At 65.7% G+C, this 15,842-nt stretch carries 14 protein-coding genes; 11 read left to right on the top strand and 3 right to left on the bottom strand.

Annotated features, from left to right (window positions below):
* Window positions 1-15: 15 nt before the first annotated feature.
* Window positions 16-1,485, bottom strand: coding sequence for an aldehyde dehydrogenase (locus ACOJVU_RS20315; protein ID WP_421531427.1), 1,470 nt, complete (start codon window positions 1,483-1,485; stop codon window positions 16-18).
* A 222-nt stretch (window positions 1,486-1,707) separates the two neighbouring features.
* On the opposite strand from ACOJVU_RS20315, the gene ACOJVU_RS20310 reads away from it, so the two are divergent.
* From ACOJVU_RS20310 to ACOJVU_RS20285, 6 genes are read left to right on the top strand one after another with little or no spacing between them, the layout of a single operon-like run.
* Entirely contained in the window at window positions 1,708-2,346 is a 639-nt protein-coding gene (locus ACOJVU_RS20310; RefSeq protein ID WP_421531426.1) for a TetR family transcriptional regulator, read from the top strand.
* Window positions 2,343-3,578, top strand: coding sequence for a cytochrome P450 (locus tag ACOJVU_RS20305; RefSeq protein WP_421531425.1), 1,236 nt, complete (start codon window positions 2,343-2,345; stop codon window positions 3,576-3,578). Before ACOJVU_RS20310 ends, ACOJVU_RS20305 begins: the two co-directional genes overlap by 4 nt.
* Window positions 3,579-4,406: an SDR family oxidoreductase gene (locus ACOJVU_RS20300; RefSeq protein WP_421531424.1), complete on the top strand. Its 828-nt coding sequence runs from the start codon at window positions 3,579-3,581 to the stop codon at window positions 4,404-4,406. It begins immediately after the preceding gene.
* Window positions 4,403-5,755: a cytochrome P450 gene (locus ACOJVU_RS20295; protein ID WP_421531423.1), complete on the top strand. Its 1,353-nt coding sequence runs from the start codon at window positions 4,403-4,405 to the stop codon at window positions 5,753-5,755. The genes ACOJVU_RS20300 and ACOJVU_RS20295 overlap by 4 nt, the downstream gene beginning before the upstream one ends.
* A 10-nt stretch (window positions 5,756-5,765) precedes the next feature.
* Complete coding sequence (locus ACOJVU_RS20290) at window positions 5,766-5,972, top strand: ferredoxin (protein WP_421531422.1); 207 nt, start codon at window positions 5,766-5,768, stop codon at window positions 5,970-5,972.
* Window positions 5,973-5,974: 2 nt separating this feature from the next.
* On the top strand, window positions 5,975-6,514 hold the full coding sequence (locus ACOJVU_RS20285; RefSeq protein WP_421531421.1) for a nuclear transport factor 2 family protein: 540 nt from the start codon (window positions 5,975-5,977) through the stop codon (window positions 6,512-6,514).
* 443 nt (window positions 6,515-6,957) lie between these two features.
* Here the strand turns inward: ACOJVU_RS20285 and ACOJVU_RS20280 are convergent, their stop codons facing one another.
* On the bottom strand, window positions 6,958-7,194 hold the full coding sequence (locus ACOJVU_RS20280) for a hypothetical protein (protein WP_421531420.1): 237 nt from the start codon (window positions 7,192-7,194) through the stop codon (window positions 6,958-6,960).
* 444 nt (window positions 7,195-7,638) lie between these two features.
* Here ACOJVU_RS20280 and ACOJVU_RS20275 point away from each other — a divergent pair, with 444 nt between their 5' ends.
* From ACOJVU_RS20275 to ACOJVU_RS20255, 5 genes are all read left to right on the top strand, one after another.
* On the top strand, window positions 7,639-8,916 hold the full coding sequence (locus ACOJVU_RS20275; protein ID WP_421531419.1) for a PucR family transcriptional regulator: 1,278 nt from the start codon (window positions 7,639-7,641) through the stop codon (window positions 8,914-8,916).
* Between the two features lie 122 nt (window positions 8,917-9,038).
* On the top strand, window positions 9,039-10,520 hold the full coding sequence (locus tag ACOJVU_RS20270) for a class I adenylate-forming enzyme family protein (protein WP_421531418.1): 1,482 nt from the start codon (window positions 9,039-9,041) through the stop codon (window positions 10,518-10,520).
* Between the two features lie 2 nt (window positions 10,521-10,522).
* Entirely contained in the window at window positions 10,523-12,295 is a 1,773-nt protein-coding gene (locus tag ACOJVU_RS20265) for a DUF3556 domain-containing protein (RefSeq protein WP_421531417.1), read from the top strand.
* Window positions 12,292-13,767, top strand: coding sequence for a phytoene desaturase family protein (locus ACOJVU_RS20260; RefSeq protein WP_421531416.1), 1,476 nt, complete (start codon window positions 12,292-12,294; stop codon window positions 13,765-13,767). The genes ACOJVU_RS20265 and ACOJVU_RS20260 overlap by 4 nt, the downstream gene beginning before the upstream one ends.
* A 229-nt stretch (window positions 13,768-13,996) precedes the next feature.
* On the top strand, window positions 13,997-15,199 hold the full coding sequence (locus ACOJVU_RS20255) for an IS30 family transposase (protein WP_421531439.1): 1,203 nt from the start codon (window positions 13,997-13,999) through the stop codon (window positions 15,197-15,199).
* 15 nt (window positions 15,200-15,214) lie between these two features.
* Here the strand turns inward: ACOJVU_RS20255 and ACOJVU_RS20250 are convergent, their stop codons facing one another.
* Window positions 15,215-15,547 (bottom strand): DUF3024 domain-containing protein, encoded by a 333-nt coding sequence (locus tag ACOJVU_RS20250; protein WP_421531415.1) that lies wholly within the window; start codon window positions 15,545-15,547, stop codon window positions 15,215-15,217.
* Window positions 15,548-15,842: the final 295 nt, after the last annotated feature.

The raw sequence follows: 15,842 nt of genomic DNA, 5'->3' as shown, positions 1-15,842 counted from the left end.
GCTCGTCAGGCTCCTCTAGTTGATTGCCGTGGCAATGGTCTTGATTTCCAGGTACTCCTCGAAACCGGCCAGACCCATCTCGCGACCGTTTCCGGACTGCTTGTAGCCACCGAACGGCGCATCGGCCGAATACCACACGCCGCCATTGACGTTGATCGTGCCCGCGCGCAGCCGCCCGGCCGCCCGCGCCGCGCGCTGCGGGTCGGCGCCGAAGACCGTGCCCGACAGTCCGTAGGGCGAGTCGTTGGCGATGCGGACCGCGTCCTCGTCGCCGTCGTGCGGGATCACCGTCAGGACGGGGCCGAAGATCTCCTCGCGCGCGCAACGCGCGTCGTTGCCCAGCCCCGCGATCACGGTGGGTTCGATGAAGAACCCGACGTCCCGGTCGGCCGGACGGCCCCCGCCGCACGCGAACGTCCCGCCCTCGGCGATCGCCGAGTCGAGATAGCCCTGTATCCGGTCACGCTGGCGGGCCGAAATCACCGGCCCGCAGATGGTTCCGGGGTCGGTGGGGTCGCCGGCCTTGATACCGGCCAACGTGGCGGCAGCGATGGAGACGGCTTCGTCGTAGCGCGCCCGCGGCACCACCAACCGGGTGGTGATCGCGCAGCCCTGCCCCGCGTGCATGCACACCGAGAACCCGGCCACCCCCACCGCACCGCCCAGGTCGGCGTCGTCGAGGACGATGAACGCCGACTTGCCACCCAGCTCGAGGAAGACCTTCTTGATGGTCGCGGCGCCATCGGACATCACGCTGCGGCCGGTCGCGGTCGAGCCGGTGAACGAAATCATGTCTACCCGAGGGTCTTTGGCCAACAGTGCACCCACGGCGTGGTCGCTGGAGGTGACGATGTTGAGGACACCGGGCGGGAAGTCGGTGTACTCGGCGATGAGCTCCCCGAGCACGGCGGCACACCAGGGCGTATCGGGGGCGGGCTTGAGGACGACGGTATTCCCGGCGGCCAGCGCGGGCCCGATCTTGGCGAGGTTGATCTGGTGGGGGAAGTTCCACGGGGTGATGGCGCCGACGACACCGACCGCCTCGCGGGCGATGGTGCGCCGGGTGGGAATGCCCATGGGCGCGGCCTCGCCGAGATCCTGTTTGTAAACGTAGGATTCGGCGGTGTCGGCCGCGAACGCGAGGTCGTTGACTGGGACCTCGAGCTGGGCGATTTGAGTGAGCATCCGCGGCGCGCCGACTTCGGCGATGGTCAGGTCGCGCAGTTCCTCGAGGTGCTGCCGCAACGCCTCCCGCAGCTGGCGCACGCACCGCACCCGCAGCGCGGTGTCGCGCGACCAGTCCGTCTCGTCGAAGGCGCACCGCGCGGCCTCGATGGCGCGGCCCATGTCGTCGGCGCCGGCGTCGGCGGCGACACCGAGCACCTCCTCGGTCGCAGGGTTGATCGTCAGGAAGGTGCCGGCGCTGCCGGCCGACATCGTGCCGTCGATGAAAAGCTGACTCACGCCGTCGGCCAGCAAGGCCATCTCGCGCTCCCGTCTTCGCGTGGCGGACCGCGGGCCCGGAACCCGCACAACATCAAGTGGACACTTGTCCGGTATTGCCCCAGGGAACCCTAGTCCTCCAGGTGGTGGCCGTGCAAGGGGCGATGCCCGGAACGGCGCGCAACCGCGCAGATATTGGCCGTTGAGCGCGGCATTTCCGGCGCGGCCTTGCCAGGCGCCGCGTCGATCCGTTAGCTTGGACATGTGTCCAGCGATGTGGGGGTGACGACGCCATCTCAGGCTGGGCGGCACGCCGGTCAAGCGCCGCGCAACCGCCGCCAGGAGGAGACATTTCGCAAGGTGCTGGCCGCCGGCATCGAAACCCTGCGTGAGACGTCGTACGCGGACCTGACGGTGCGCGCGGTGGCGGCGCGCGCCAAGGTCGCCCCGGCCACCGCGTACACCTACTTCTCGTCGAAGAACCACCTGATCGCCGAGGTCTATCTGGACCTGGTCCGGCAGGTCCCGTTCTTCACCGACGTCAACGACTCCATGCCCACCCGGGTGGAGATGGTGCTGCGCCACCTGGCGCTGGTGGTCGCCGACGAGCCGGAGGTCAGCGCGGCCTGCACGACGGCGTTGCTCAGCGGCGGTGGCGACCCGGCGGTGCGCGCCGCGCGCGACCGGATCGGCGCGGAGATCCACCGCCGCATCACGTCCGCCATGGGCCCCAACGCCGATCCCACCGCCGTGGCGGCGCTGGAGATGTCGTTCTTCGGTGCGCTGGTGCAGGCCGGCAGCGGCGAGTTCACCTATCGCGAGATCGCCGACCGGCTGGCCTACGTGGTGAAGCTCATCCTCACCGGCGCCGCAGAGACAAGCCAGGAGACACACAGCGAATGACCGTGCATGTGGGTGACCACGAGCTGGTGTTCGATCCCTACGACTACGACGTCCACGAAGATCCGTACCCGTACTACCGGCGGCTGCGCGACGAGGCCCCGCTGTACCGCAACGAGGAACTGAAGTTCTGGGCGGTGTCGCGGCACAGCGACGTGCTGCAGGGCTTCCGCAACAGCACCACACTGTCCAACAAGTACGGCGTCTCGCTGGACCCGGCGTCGCGCGGCCCGCACGCGTCCAAGACGATGTCGTTCCTGGCGATGGACGATCCTGCCCACCTGCGGCTGCGCACCCTGGTGTCGAAAGGCTTCACCCCACGCCGGATCCGGGAACTCGAGCCCCGCGTCACCGAGATCGCGACACGGCACCTCGACACGATGCTGGACAAGGCCAGGTCTGCAGCGGACGGCGCCGGCAACTGCGTCGACTACGTCGACGAATTCGCCGGCAAGCTGCCCATGGACGTCATCTCCGAGCTGATGGGGGTCCCCGAACCCGACCGGGCGCAGGTCCGGGCCTGGGCCGACGAGGTGATGCACCGCGAGGAGGGGGTCACCGACGTCCCGCCGGAAGCCGTCGAGGCCTCCCTCAACCTGATCGTCTACTACCAGGGGATGGTGGCCGAGCGACGCGAGAAGCCCACCGACGATCTGACCACGGCACTGCTGGAAGCCGAGATCGACGGCGACCGGCTCACCGACGACGAAGTCCTCGGGTTCATGTTCCTGATGGTGATCGCCGGCAACGAGACGACCACCAAACTTCTTGCCAATGCCGCGTTTTGGGGCCACAGGAATCCCGACCAGCTGACGCCGGTCTACGCCGACCTGTCCCGGGTGCAGCTGTGGGTCGAGGAGACCCTGCGCTACGACACGTCCAGCCAGATCCTGGCCCGCACGGTCTCCGGCGAGCTGACCCTCTACGACACCACCCTTCCCGAGGGCGACGTCCTGCTGCTGCTGCCCGGTTCGGGGCATCGCGACGAACGGGTGTTCGACCGCCCCGACGAATTCGTGATCGGACGCGGAATCGGGCCCAAGCTACTGAGTTTCGGCAGCGGGGCGCATTTCTGCCTGGGCGCGCACCTGGCCCGCATGGAGGCGCGGGTGGCCCTCACCGAGTTGTTCAAGCGAATCCGCGGGTTTGAGGTCGACGAGGCCACCGCCGTCCGCGTCCACTCCAGCAATGTCCGCGGCTTCGCCCATCTGCCGATGACCGTGGAGGTCCGCTGAATGCCCCGATTCGACCCCCTGCCCGATCGCCGGCCGGCGATCGTGGCCGGCGCCTCCTCCGGCATCGGGGAGGCCACCGCCATCGAGCTCGCGGCCCACGGCTTCCCGGTCTCCCTGGGTGCGCGCCGCGTCGGCAAGCTCGACGACATCGTCGGCAAGATCAACGCCGACGGCGGCCAGGCGGTCGGATTCCACTTGGACGTCACCGATCCGAAATCCGTGAACTCCTTCGTCGCGCAGTCGGTCGAAGCCATCGGCGAGATCGAGGTGCTGGTGACCTGCGCGGGTGACACCTCCTTCGGCAAACTCGCCGAGATCGCGGACGACGAATTCGAAGCGCAGCTGCAGATCCATCTCGTCGGCGCGTTCCGGTTGGCCGGCGCGGTGCTGCCGGGAATGTTCGAGCGCCGGCGCGGTGACCTGATCTTCGTCGGCTCCGACGTGGCCTTGCGACAGCGGCCGCACATGGGCGCCTACGGTGCGGCCAAGGCCGCGCTCGTCGCGATGGTCACCAACTTCCAGATGGAACTCGAGGGCACCGGCGTGCGCGCCTCGATCGTGCATCCCGGCCCGACGAAGACGTCGATGGGCTGGAGCCTGCCGGCCGAGAAGATCGGCCCGGCGCTTCAGGACTGGGCCAGGTGGGGTCAGGCCCGCCACGACTACTTCCTGCGGGCGGCCGACCTGGCACGCGCCATCACGTTCGTCGCCGAGACACCGCGCGGTGGCTTCATCGCGAACATGGAGCTTCAGCCCGAGGCGCCGTTGGCCGACAACACATCTCGCCAGAAGCTGGCCCTGGGCGAAGAAGGGATGCCAGGACAATGACCACCACTGCGACTGTGCCCCGGGTTTCCGGCGGCGAAGAAGAACACGGCCACCTCGAGGAGTTCCGCACCGACCCGATCGGGCTGATGCGGCGGGTCCGCGACGAGTGCGGGGACGTCGGCTGGTTCCAGCTGGCGGACAAGCACGTAATCCTGCTCTCCGGCGCCGGCGCCAACGAGTTCTTCTTCCGCTCCGCCGACGAGGACCTCGACCAGGCGCAAGCCTATCCGTTCATGACGCCGATCTTCGGCAAGGGCGTCGTGTTCGACGCCAGCCCGGAGCGGCGCAAGGAGATGCTGCACAACTCGGCGCTGCGCGGTGAGCACATGAAGGGCCATGCCACCACCATCGAGCGCGAAGTGCACCGGATGATCGAGAACTGGTGCGACGAGGGCGAGATCGACCTGCTGGACTTCTTCGCCGAACTGACCATCTACACCTCGACCGCGTGCCTGATCGGCACCAAGTTCCGCAACCAGCTCGACTCGCGGTTCGCGCACTTCTACCACCAGCTCGAGCGCGGCACGGACCCGCTGTGCTACGTCGACCCGTATCTGCCGATCGAGAGCTTCCGCATCCGCGACGAAGCCCGAAAAGGCCTGGTGGCGTTGGTGCAGGAGATCATGAACCAGCGCATCGCCAACCCGCCGGCGGACAAGGGCGACCGCGACATGCTCGACGTGCTGGTGTCGATCACCGATGAGCAGGACAACGCGCGGTTCTCGGCCGACGAGGTCACCGGAATGTTCATCTCGTTGATGTTCGCCGGGCACCACACCAGTTCGGGCACCTCGGCGTGGACGCTGATCGAGCTGATGCGACACCCTGAGTCCTACGCGGAGGTGGTCAAGGAGCTCGACGAGCTCTACGCCGACGGGCAGGAAGTGAGCTTCCATGCGCTGCGCCAGATCCCGAAGCTGGAGAACGTCCTCAAGGAGACCCTGCGCCTGCACCCGCCGCTGATCATCCTGATGCGGGTGGCTCAGGGCGAGTTCGAGGTCGAGGGCTATCCCATCCACAAGGGCGATTTCGTCGCGGCCTCGCCGGCGATCTCCAACCGGATCCCCGAGGACTTCCCCGACCCCGGCGACTTCGTGCCGCGGCGATACGAGGAGCCCCGCCAGGAGGACCTGGTGAACCGGTGGACGTGGATTCCGTTCGGCGCGGGCAGACACCGCTGCGTGGGCGCGGCGTTCGCCCAGATGCAGATCAAGGCGATCTTCTCGGTTCTGTTGCGCGAGTATGACTTCGAGATGGCCCAGCCGCCCGACAGCTATCACAACGACCACTCGAAGATGGTGGTGCAATTGGCCCGGCCCGCCACGGTGCGCTACCGCCGCCGCAGATAGGAGATGGCCGATGGGTTTTCGAGTCGAGGCCGACCTGGACCTGTGCCAGGGCCATGCGATGTGCGAGCTGGAGGCCCCGGATCATTTCCGGGTACCCAAACGCGGCAAGGTCGAGATCATCGACGCCGAGCCGCCTGAAGACGCCCGCGGGGAGATCCAACGGGCCGTCCGGGCATGCCCCACCCAAGCACTGTTCATCACGGAGAAAGAGGACTGAGAATGGCGTCGCGCGCAGAACTCGAGGCATGGGTCGACCGCTGGTTGCAGGCCAACAAGGACTGCGAGAAGGCCGGCGACTGGAAGCCGCTGGCAGACTTCTATGCCCCCGAGGCCACCTACGGCTGGAACATCGGCCCCAAGGAGGACGCGATGTGCGTGGGCGTCGACGAGATCCGCGACATTGCCCTCGGTCTGGAAATGGAGGGCCTGGAGAACTGGGTCTATGAGTATCAGAAGGTACTCATCGACGAGAAGCAGGGTGAGATCGTCGGCTTCTGGAAGCAGATCGTCACCAAGTCCGACGGCAACCAGGGCGAGATCTATGGCATCGGCGGTAGCTGGTTTCGGCTGGACAACGACAACCTCATCGCGTGGCAGCGTGACTTCTTCGACTTCGGTCACGTCGCGAAGATGTTCGCGACGCTGATCGAATCCGGCGATCTGAGCAGCGGCATGCAGCAGCGGATCGAGCGCAGCCTGGCCGGGGAGAAACTGCCCGGCTACTACCCGCTGGGGCAAGCCCCGGTCCCGATTTGGTAGCACGGGTGCCGGTGCGCCGGTCCACTCCGTAGCCCGCCGGGGCGTCGCCGAGCGCTCAGCGGGTGACTCCGCGCGGTCGCGGTAGTCGGTGGCATCGCAGTTTCGCGCTGTTCCTACAGAGACGGTGCCGGTTCGATACGGAGTATGTAGATCTTCGCGTCGGCCGTTGTTGTCCAGATGACGATCCAGTCCACACCACCACCCGGAGACCGCGACCGAGTTCGACGACTGGAAGAACCCAGCCCTCGGCGCGTGGATGTATCGGCTCCATGCGCGCATTCTCCCCGGTGGCAGCCAGGCTGGAAATCGTCACCTTCGAATTGATCCGTATGTCGCCCTGCAGGCGGGTTGCTGTGAACCGTTGGACTCAACTCACCCGGACACGCAGGGCCCCTGGCCCAAATGCCTCCTCGGCGCGCTGATATCACCGCTTGATCAACACCTCAAGGTTGCGATGAGCCCACGCCTCGCTGAACGCCCCCGCGGTCGGCCCACTCCTGCCCGCCATAGGCGAACATCGCCGGGCACGACAGCAGGTAGCGCCCGCGGTCGCCGTTGGCCAAGTGTCCCAGCGGTGTGGGCAACCGCACACTGACTTGTCCGGCCGCGGTGACGGTGATCGTGAGGTTGCCCAACAGCTCGTCGGAGGAACCATGGGCGCTGATGCGGTAGCGCGGCATCCCATCGCGCCGCCGCCACTGTTTGGCGGTGAGCCCGGCATCATCGAGGTGGCCGCTGATGCGGGCCAGACCTTAAGGCGTACCTGCATGCTGGGTAGCTCCCGACCGCCGAACTCGTCGAGCGGTGCCAACTGCGCGCTACTGCGGTCCGTGACGCGCTGGTGCGCTACCTCGACGAGCGCCGACCCGGTCTGGACTATGGGTCGTTCAGTGCTTTGGTCATTCACCTGATCGGCGGATTCTGGGCTGAAATCGAGCGTCACTACCCCCGAACTCGATAATCTCAGTGTGATGGCCGGCGTAAGTCCTACCCACAGCTACTGATGAACGTTCGCAGCCTCTACCTCGACATCCAGGAATCAGCGACCGTCTGAATCCAAGAGGCCTGCCTTCTCGATGGCGCACACTGACTGCGGTGACGGCGACGACTGCAGGAGGCGGACAGTGACCGACAACGCGGGTAGCCCGATCAGGGCGGTCGCCCGGTACATGGGCGCACAGCGCGAGCGGTTCATCGCCGACCTGATCGACGCCACCACGGCACAGATCCGGGCGCTGGACTTCGACGTCCGGATGGTGGAGTTGTTGAAGGCCAGCATCACGGAGAACGTGGTGGCGGCGATCCACTATCTGGAGCTGGACACACCGGAGATCCCACTGGATGCCCCGCCGGCGGCAATGGGCTACGCCCGCGCGCTGGCTCAGCGGGACGTCCCGCTGTCGGCACTGATCAGAGCCTATCGATTCGGGCATGCACGGTTTTTGGACATCGGCATGCAGTACGCGTTGTCGTTGCCACCCGCCGAGCGCACCGTGGCGATCATCAACCTGGTCAACCGTTCGGCCCGCTGGATCGACCAGATCTGCGACCAGGTGGGGGTGGCCTACGAGCAGGAGAGGGAGCACTGGGTGAGCAGGCGCAGTGGCCTGCGTCAGCAGTGGATCAGCCAGGTGCTCGCAGGGGATACGATAGACACCCACCGCGCCGAAGAAGTCCTCGAATATCGCTTCGAGGGCATGCATGTCGCCGCGGTGGCGTGGACCGACGTCGCGGTGCCCGTCTCCGACGTGGTGACTCTGTTCGATCAGGTCCGATCGCTGGTTGCCGCCGAACTGGACGCGCCCGGACGTACGTTGCTGGTTCCCACCGATGAGCGTGAGGCGCGGCTGTGGTTCGGCGTGCGGAGTGCCGACGGCACCGACCTGTCGCTAGTGCGGACTGCGCTGGAAAAAGCTGGGCACCAGGTCTATCTGGCATTCGGCAACCGGGAAGTGGGCTTGGACGGTTTCCGCCGGTCGCTGAAGCAGGCCGAACGTGCGAAGGCGGTGATCGTCACCCTTGCCCGACCCGCGACCCGGGTCGCGTTCTACGCTGACGTCGCCCCGGTCGCGTTGATGGCCCGCGATCTCGACGAGCTGCGGCACTTCGTCGGGGAGGTGCTGGGCGATCTGGCGATCGACGATGAGCGCACCGGCTGGCTGCGGGAGACGCTGCGCGAGTTTCTGTCCCGCAACCGCAGCTACGTGGCAACCGCCAACGCGATGACATTGCACCGCAACACTATCCAGTACCGGGTCGGGCAGGCGCTGAAACTGTGCGGGATCGGCCTTGAAAACCCCGACGCCGTATTGCGGGTGCAGATCGCCCTGGATGCCTGCCGGTGGATGGCCTCGGCGGTGCTGCGCCCGGCCGGGCCGGCCGCGACGATCAGGCCTGGCTGAGACGGTTCATGCTCCGCGCACAACTGCGGCAGCACGCTTCGTCGTCGGGACATATGGTGCGCATCACATCAAGCACGTTAGCGTGGCATAGCTTTCGTTAAAGCTCCCGTCGAGAGGAATAAATGCACTTCGCTGAGTTGCTCGATGACCGCGCCGCACGCGACCCGCACGGCCCGGCTTTGGCCGATGAGTATAACGGGCAGCTCACCAACGCACGGCTGCTGCAGCGGGTGGAGAATGCCGCGGCCCGGCTGGCGCAAGCGGGCGTCCGCGCGGGCGACGTCGTCGCAGTGAAGTTGCCCAATCGAGTGGAGCTGGTCGTCGCGCTGTTCGCGGCATGGCGGTTAGGCGCGGCGGCAACCCCGGTCAATCCGTTCCTGACCTCTACCGAGGTGGACTATCAGCTCGGCGACGCCGCGGCCCGGGTCGTGGTGTGCGACGATGCGGCGACGCCAGACAGCGGCTGCGCCGTGGTCGGGATGGCCGAACTGTCGGAACCCGCTGGGCCGGCGACGGGTTCGGTCGTTGTCTCCGACCATGCGGTGGCACTGTTGGTGTACACCAGCGGCACGACGGGCCGGCCCAAGGGGGTCGAGTTGACCCACGCCAACATCATGGCGATGGCGCAGTCGATGATCGAGTTCGTCGGGATGAGCGCCGATTCGCACAGCCTGCTGGTGCTGCCGCTGTTCCACGTCAACGGCATCGTGGTCAGCATCTTGGCCCCGCTGCTGGCTGGCGGGCAAGCCACCGTGGCGGGGCGCTTCAACCCGACCACGTTCTTCGACATCGTCGAACAGGTTCGGCCCACGACGTTTTCGGCAGTTCCCACAATCTATGGCAAGCTCGCCGCACTGCCTTCTGAAGTCGTTCCGGACACCAGCTCGCTGCGGTACGCTGTGTGCGGGGCGGCGCCAATGCCAATTGAGCTGATTCGGCGCTTTGAGCAACGCTACAACGTCCCGATCATCGAGGGATACGGGCTCTCGGAAGGCACTTGCGCATCCACCAGCAATCCGCTCGATGGTGTCCGCAAACCCGGCACAGTCGGATTGGCCTTACCCGGCATCCAGGTGGCGGTCATGGACGAGCACGGCAAACTGGTCGCCGACGGATCGCCCGGCGAGGTCGTGATCCAGGGACCCACGGTGATGCGCGGCTATCTCAACCGGCCCGTGGAGACCGCGAAAACCATCGTCGACGGCTGGCTGCACACCGGCGACATCGGCGTGCTGGACGCCGACGGCTACCTGACCCTCGTCGACCGGGCCAAAGACATGATCATCCGCGGTGGCGAGAACATCTACCCCAAGGAGATCGAGTCGGTTCTCTACAGCCACCCGGCGGTGCACGAGACCGGCGTGGTCGGCCGGCCCGACCCGGTCTACGGCGAGGTACCGGTGGCGTTCGTGTCGCTGCGCGGCGACGCCGACGTCACTCCCGACGGCCTGCGCGAGCATCTCCAGGTACGGCTGGCCAAGTACAAACTGCCCGCCGACATCATCGTGGTCGACGATCTGCCCAAAAATCCGGTCGGCAAGATCGACAAGCCCGGCCTGCGAAGCCAATTCGTCCAAACTGACATTTGCTTTTCGACAAGGTAATCATGGGATTCATCAAACCGTCGATGCCTGACGTCGACTTCGATTCCTGGCAGACGTTACCGTGGGGCACCCGGGTTCAGATCTGCAGCCGCCACTGGGCCGAACATGGTTTCGGCACACCGTACGCGGTCTATCTGTTATACCTGCTGAAAATCGCGGCCTATGTGGCCGGCGCCGCCACGGTCATCGCGCTGACACCCGAACTCGGTGGGCTCAGCCACATCAGCCAGTGGTGGATGCAACCGATCATGTACCAAAAGGCGGTCGTTTTCACACTCCTGTTCGAGATCCTGGGCCTGGGCTGCGGATCGGGACCGCTCACTGGCCGATTCTGGCCGCCGATCGGCGGCTTCTTATATTGGTTGCGGCCCAACACGATTCGGCTACCACCCTGGCCGGACAAGGTTCCGTTCACTGGAGGCGACACCCGCACCGTGCTCGACGTCGCCCTGTACGCGCTCGTGCTCGTCTCGGGAGTGTGGGCGCTGCTGTCGCCGGGTCAGGGCAGCCCGGTCACGGCCGGCGGCGATGTCGGGCTGATCAATCCCGTCGTGGTAGTGCCGACGATCATCGCGCTGGCGCTGTTGGGGCTGCGTGACAAAACCATCTTCCTGGCCGCCCGTGCCGAGCACTACGGCTTGAAGTTGCTGGTCTTCTTCTTCAGTTTCACCACCCAGATAGCCGCTTTCAAGATCATCATGCTCGGACTGTGGTGGGGGGCCGCGACATCCAAGCTCACTCACCATTTCCCGTACGTGGTCGCAGTGATGACGAGCAACAATGCACTATTGCAGAGCAAGACATTCACCTGGTTCAAGCGCAAACTCTACCGCGATCCGGTCAACGACCTGCGCCCGTCCCGGTTGCCGAAGCTGATGGCGCACGTTGGCGGAACCACTGCCGAATTCATCGTGCCCGGGATCCTGGTTTTCGTCGCCGGCGACCAGCCGTGGCGGTGGGTTCTCATCGGGTTCATGGTGATCTTCCATCTCAACATCATTTCCAACCTGCCGATGGGGGTGCCGTTGGAATGGAATGTGTTCTTCATTTTCTCGCTGTTCTACCTCTTCGGTCACTACGGTGCGATCCGGGTCTACGATCTACACTCGCCGCTGCTGCTGGTTGTCTTGACCGTTGCGGTAGTGGTAATTCCGATTGCGGGAAACATGTTTCCTCAACAGATTTCGTTTTTGCCCGCGATGCGCTACTACGCGGGGAACTGGGCGGCCAGCCTGTGGTGCTTCCGTCCGGGCGCCGAGGACAGGATCGAAGCCAACGTCGTCAAAAGCTCGGCGCTCGTTTCCAACCAGTTGGCAAAACTCTACGATCCGGCGACCGCCGCAGTCGTTGCCGACAAGGTTCCCGGGGCGTTCCGCTCCATGCACTTACATGGTCGAGCGCTCAACGGGTTGTTGCCCCGTGCCCTGGGAGGGACGGCCGGCATGGAGGGCTACAGCATCCGCGAGGGTGAGATGATCGCAGGGCCTCTGGTCGGGTGGAATTTCGGCGAAGGCCACCTGCACAACGAGCAACTGCTGCACGCCGTGCAACGGCGGTGCCACTTCGACGAGGGTGATCTCAGGCTCATCGTCCTAGAAGCCCAACCGATCCAGGCCCAACAGCAGTGGTACCGCATCGTCGACGCCAAGACCGGTCTGATCGAAGCAGGCTATGTCACCGTCGAAGACATGCTGGCCCGCCAACCCTGGCCAGAATCCGGCGACCAGTTCCCCGTCCACGTCACCGGGCAGCACACCGACGCCGCGCCGCGATGACCCGCGCGGTCGTTGTGGGTGCCGGGCCCAATGGCCTGGCGGCGGGAATCAACCTCGCGCGCAACGGTTTTGATGTCCAGGTTTTGGAGGCCACCGACACCGTCGGAGGAGGCGTCCAGTCGGGCGAGCTGACCGTGTCCGGCGTCATCCACGACCATTGCTCAGCCATCCATCCACTTGGGGTGGGTTCGCCGTTTTGGAGACAGATCGACCTGTCCCGCCATGGCCTGGTGTGGAAATGGCCGGAGGTGGACTGCGCGCATCCGCTCGACGACGGCACCGCCGGGATACTTTACCAGTCGGTCGAGAAGACGGCTGCCGGTTTAGGATCGGACGGCCCCCGCTGGCGGCGCGCAGTCGGCGATCTTGCCGCCGGATTCGACGCGCTGGCTGAGGATCTGCTCGCTCCGGTACTGCATGTCCCGCGCCATCCGATCCGGTTGGCCGTTTTGGGGCCACGTGCACTGCTGCCGGCGACGACCATGGCGCGATGGTTTCACACCGAGAAGGCGCGGGCGCTGTTCGGCGGAGTGGCCGCGCACCTCTACAGCCGATTGGACCGGCCACTGACCGCGTCGCTCGGACTGATGATGCTCGGTGGTGGTCACCGCTACGGCTGGCCGGTCGCCGAAGGCGGCTCAGGGTCGATCACCGCAGCCCTGGTCGCCGCGCTGACCGATTACGGCGGCACGATCACCACCGGAGTGCCGGTCACCCGGCGCGTCGAAATCCCTGACGCTGACGTCGTGATGCTCGACGTAACTCCGGCTGCGGCGCTGTCAATCTACGGCGACGCGATCCCGCCGCGGATCAGGCGTTCCTACCGGCGCTACCGACAAGGCTCGTCGGCGTTCAAAGTCGACTTCGTCGTCGAGGGGGACATTCCCTGGACGAACCCGGACTGCGGCCGCGCCGGTACTGTGCACCTGGGTGGCACCTTCGAGCAGATCGCCGATGCCGAACGGGACCGTGCGCTGGGCCGGATGCCGCAGCGGCCGTTCGTCATTCTCGGTCAGCAATACTTGGCGGATCCTTCGCGCTCGGCTGGCGCCGTCAACCCGGTCTACGCCTACGCCCATGTGCCGTTCGGCTACACCGGCGACGCTACTGACGCGATCGTCCGGCAGATCGAGCGGTTCGCGCCGGGTTTCCGCGATCGCGTGATCGCCACGATCAGCATGTCGACCGCCGGGTTGCAGGCTTACAACCCTAACTACCTCGGTGGTGACATCATCGGCGGCGCCAACGACGGATTGCAGATGCTGTTTCGGCCGCGGATTGCGGTCAACCCTTACTTCACCGGGGTGCCGGGGGTCTATCTGTGTTCGCAGTCCACCCCGCCCGGGGCCGGAGTGCACGGGCTATGCGGCTACCACGCCAGCGAATCGGCGCTGCGCCTGCTGCGTTCGCTGCGCCCGGACGAGCGCGGCGGCGCGGCAAGTGATTCCACCCGTGCCTTCAACTCGAAGTAGGCGGTGTTGTCGCCCGCAGCTTCGGGTCGGTGTCGAATGCAGGGTAGCGGCGTCCCCTCATAGTGTCGGGGAAGCGATCGTCCTCCAGTCGGAGGCGTGTGCCACAGGTCCTCGTGTTCTCCCACTCGAGCAGACCGTGCAGGGGTCGCAATGTCAACCTGAACTGGCCCCACTGTGACGGGGCGGATTCCAGTCCACGTCGCAACACCGAGGCGATTTGGAGGTTGCGGTGGGAGCACAGCGAAAGACCCGACACGGCGACGTTGAGAAGCAGGAGTGGTTCGTTCGGTTGATTGCCCAAGGGATAAGCAACCGGCAGGCGTGCCGGATCGTGGGAATCAACCGCAGGACGGGGACACGCTGGCGCTATGGGCGCACAATCCGCAACAGGGCCGGCGAGCCGGTGCACTATCCACCGGTGAGTCTTGTAGAACACAAGCCGCGGCATCCTCGATATCTGTCGCTGGCCGAGAGGACGACGATCGCCGATCTGCACCGTGCGGGTGTCGGTGTGCGCGGCATCGCCGACGAGTTGGGCAGGGCGGCCTCCACGGTGTCGTGGGAACTGCGCCGCAACGCAGATGATCAGGGCCGCTACTTGCCTGCTACGGCGGAGCGGCGTACCGCCGAACGGCAATCCCGGCCGTCGCGGACACGCCGGATAACGCGTGACGAGCCGCTACTTGGTGTTGTTGCTGAGCTGTTGGGCAAGCGGTGGAGTCCTGAACAAGTTGCCCATGAACTGCCGGCACGGTTCCCTGACCAACCTGAGCGCCACCTCTGCACCGAGTCGATCTACCAGGCGATCTACGCTCCCAGGACAGATTTAACCCGTCCGGCCAAACGCAGGCGCCGATGCCGCCGACGTCGCGTCCAGGGGCTAGAACGCCGTGGTCGGCTCACCGATATGACGATGATCGCCGATCGGCCCGCTGAGGTTACCGACCGAGTGCAGGTCGGTCACTGGGAGGGCGATTGCATCATGGGTGCTGGAAACCGTTCAGCGATAGCCACTCTCGTCGAACGCGTAACCCGTTTCTTGATCCTGGTCCACGTGCCAAAGGGACGGCCGACCGCAGAGGCGGTACGTGACGGCATCTCCGACGTGCTGGGCGCTCTGCCACCCCATCTTCGGCGAACCTTGACGTGGGATCAGGGCAAGGAGCTTGCGCTGCACCGACAGATCAACGCCCGCACTGACACGCGCGTGTTCTTCTGTGACGCGCACTCGCCGTGGCAGCGAGGCTCCAACGAGAATATGAACGGCCTGCTGCGAGACTACTTTCCCAAAGGCACCGACCTGGACACGATCTCAGCTGACGAACTGCAGCGGGTCGCCGACGAACTCAACGACCGCCCACGCAAGACTCTCGGCTGGGCCCGACCGGCCGACCTCATCACCGACGCCACCGTGACGGGCAGGACCGCGTAAGCGGCGCCGGGCTAATCAGCCCCAAAAGATCGCTGTGGGATCGCGATCCACCTCGGCCAACAACTTCTCGATGCTTGCCGTGGGCGACACCAGGTCGTAAGCGTGGAAACGTAGGTTGCGGTCGCGCCAATACAGCGACCACATGCTTGTGGTCTTCGTGTAACGCAGTCGCGCAACCGGGAAGCGGGTCCACTCCGTGCCCATATCGGGCCGCCATGGCGGTCGGCACTCCACGATCGTCAGATGGCGCTCCGCAATGTCCGCCTCGACCCGCACCTCGTCACGGAGGTGCTCCGGCACCCGGTCCCGGCACCACCGCTGCACCCGTGCGATATCCGTCTCTGGCACACCCGCCACTGCACTAGTGTTGCAAGTCGTCCCGTTGCGACGTGGACTGGAATCCGCCCGGCCAGAAGTGGCCCCACTTCGAGGGCGTCTGTGGCGTGAGAGGCCACACCTGGGGTATCGGGGAGGTTGGGGGTGTGGTGGACGGGAGGCTGTCGAGTTAACGGTGTAACTGGTTGTCGTAGTGTTACTTTCGGCCTTGGGTTAGTCGTCCCGGGAAGGCCAGCTCGAACGCGTCGAGTGGCGCCTTCCATCGATTCATCCAGCGTTGCCGGCCTTTGCCGGTCGGATCGAGGCT

The sequence above is a fragment of the Mycobacterium sp. THU-M104 genome, assembly GCF_049197365.1.
GTDB lineage: Bacteria > Actinomycetota > Actinomycetes > Mycobacteriales > Mycobacteriaceae > Mycobacterium.
The sequence above is the reverse complement of the archived record's forward strand: the minus strand, read 5'-3'. Positions and strand labels throughout refer to the sequence as shown.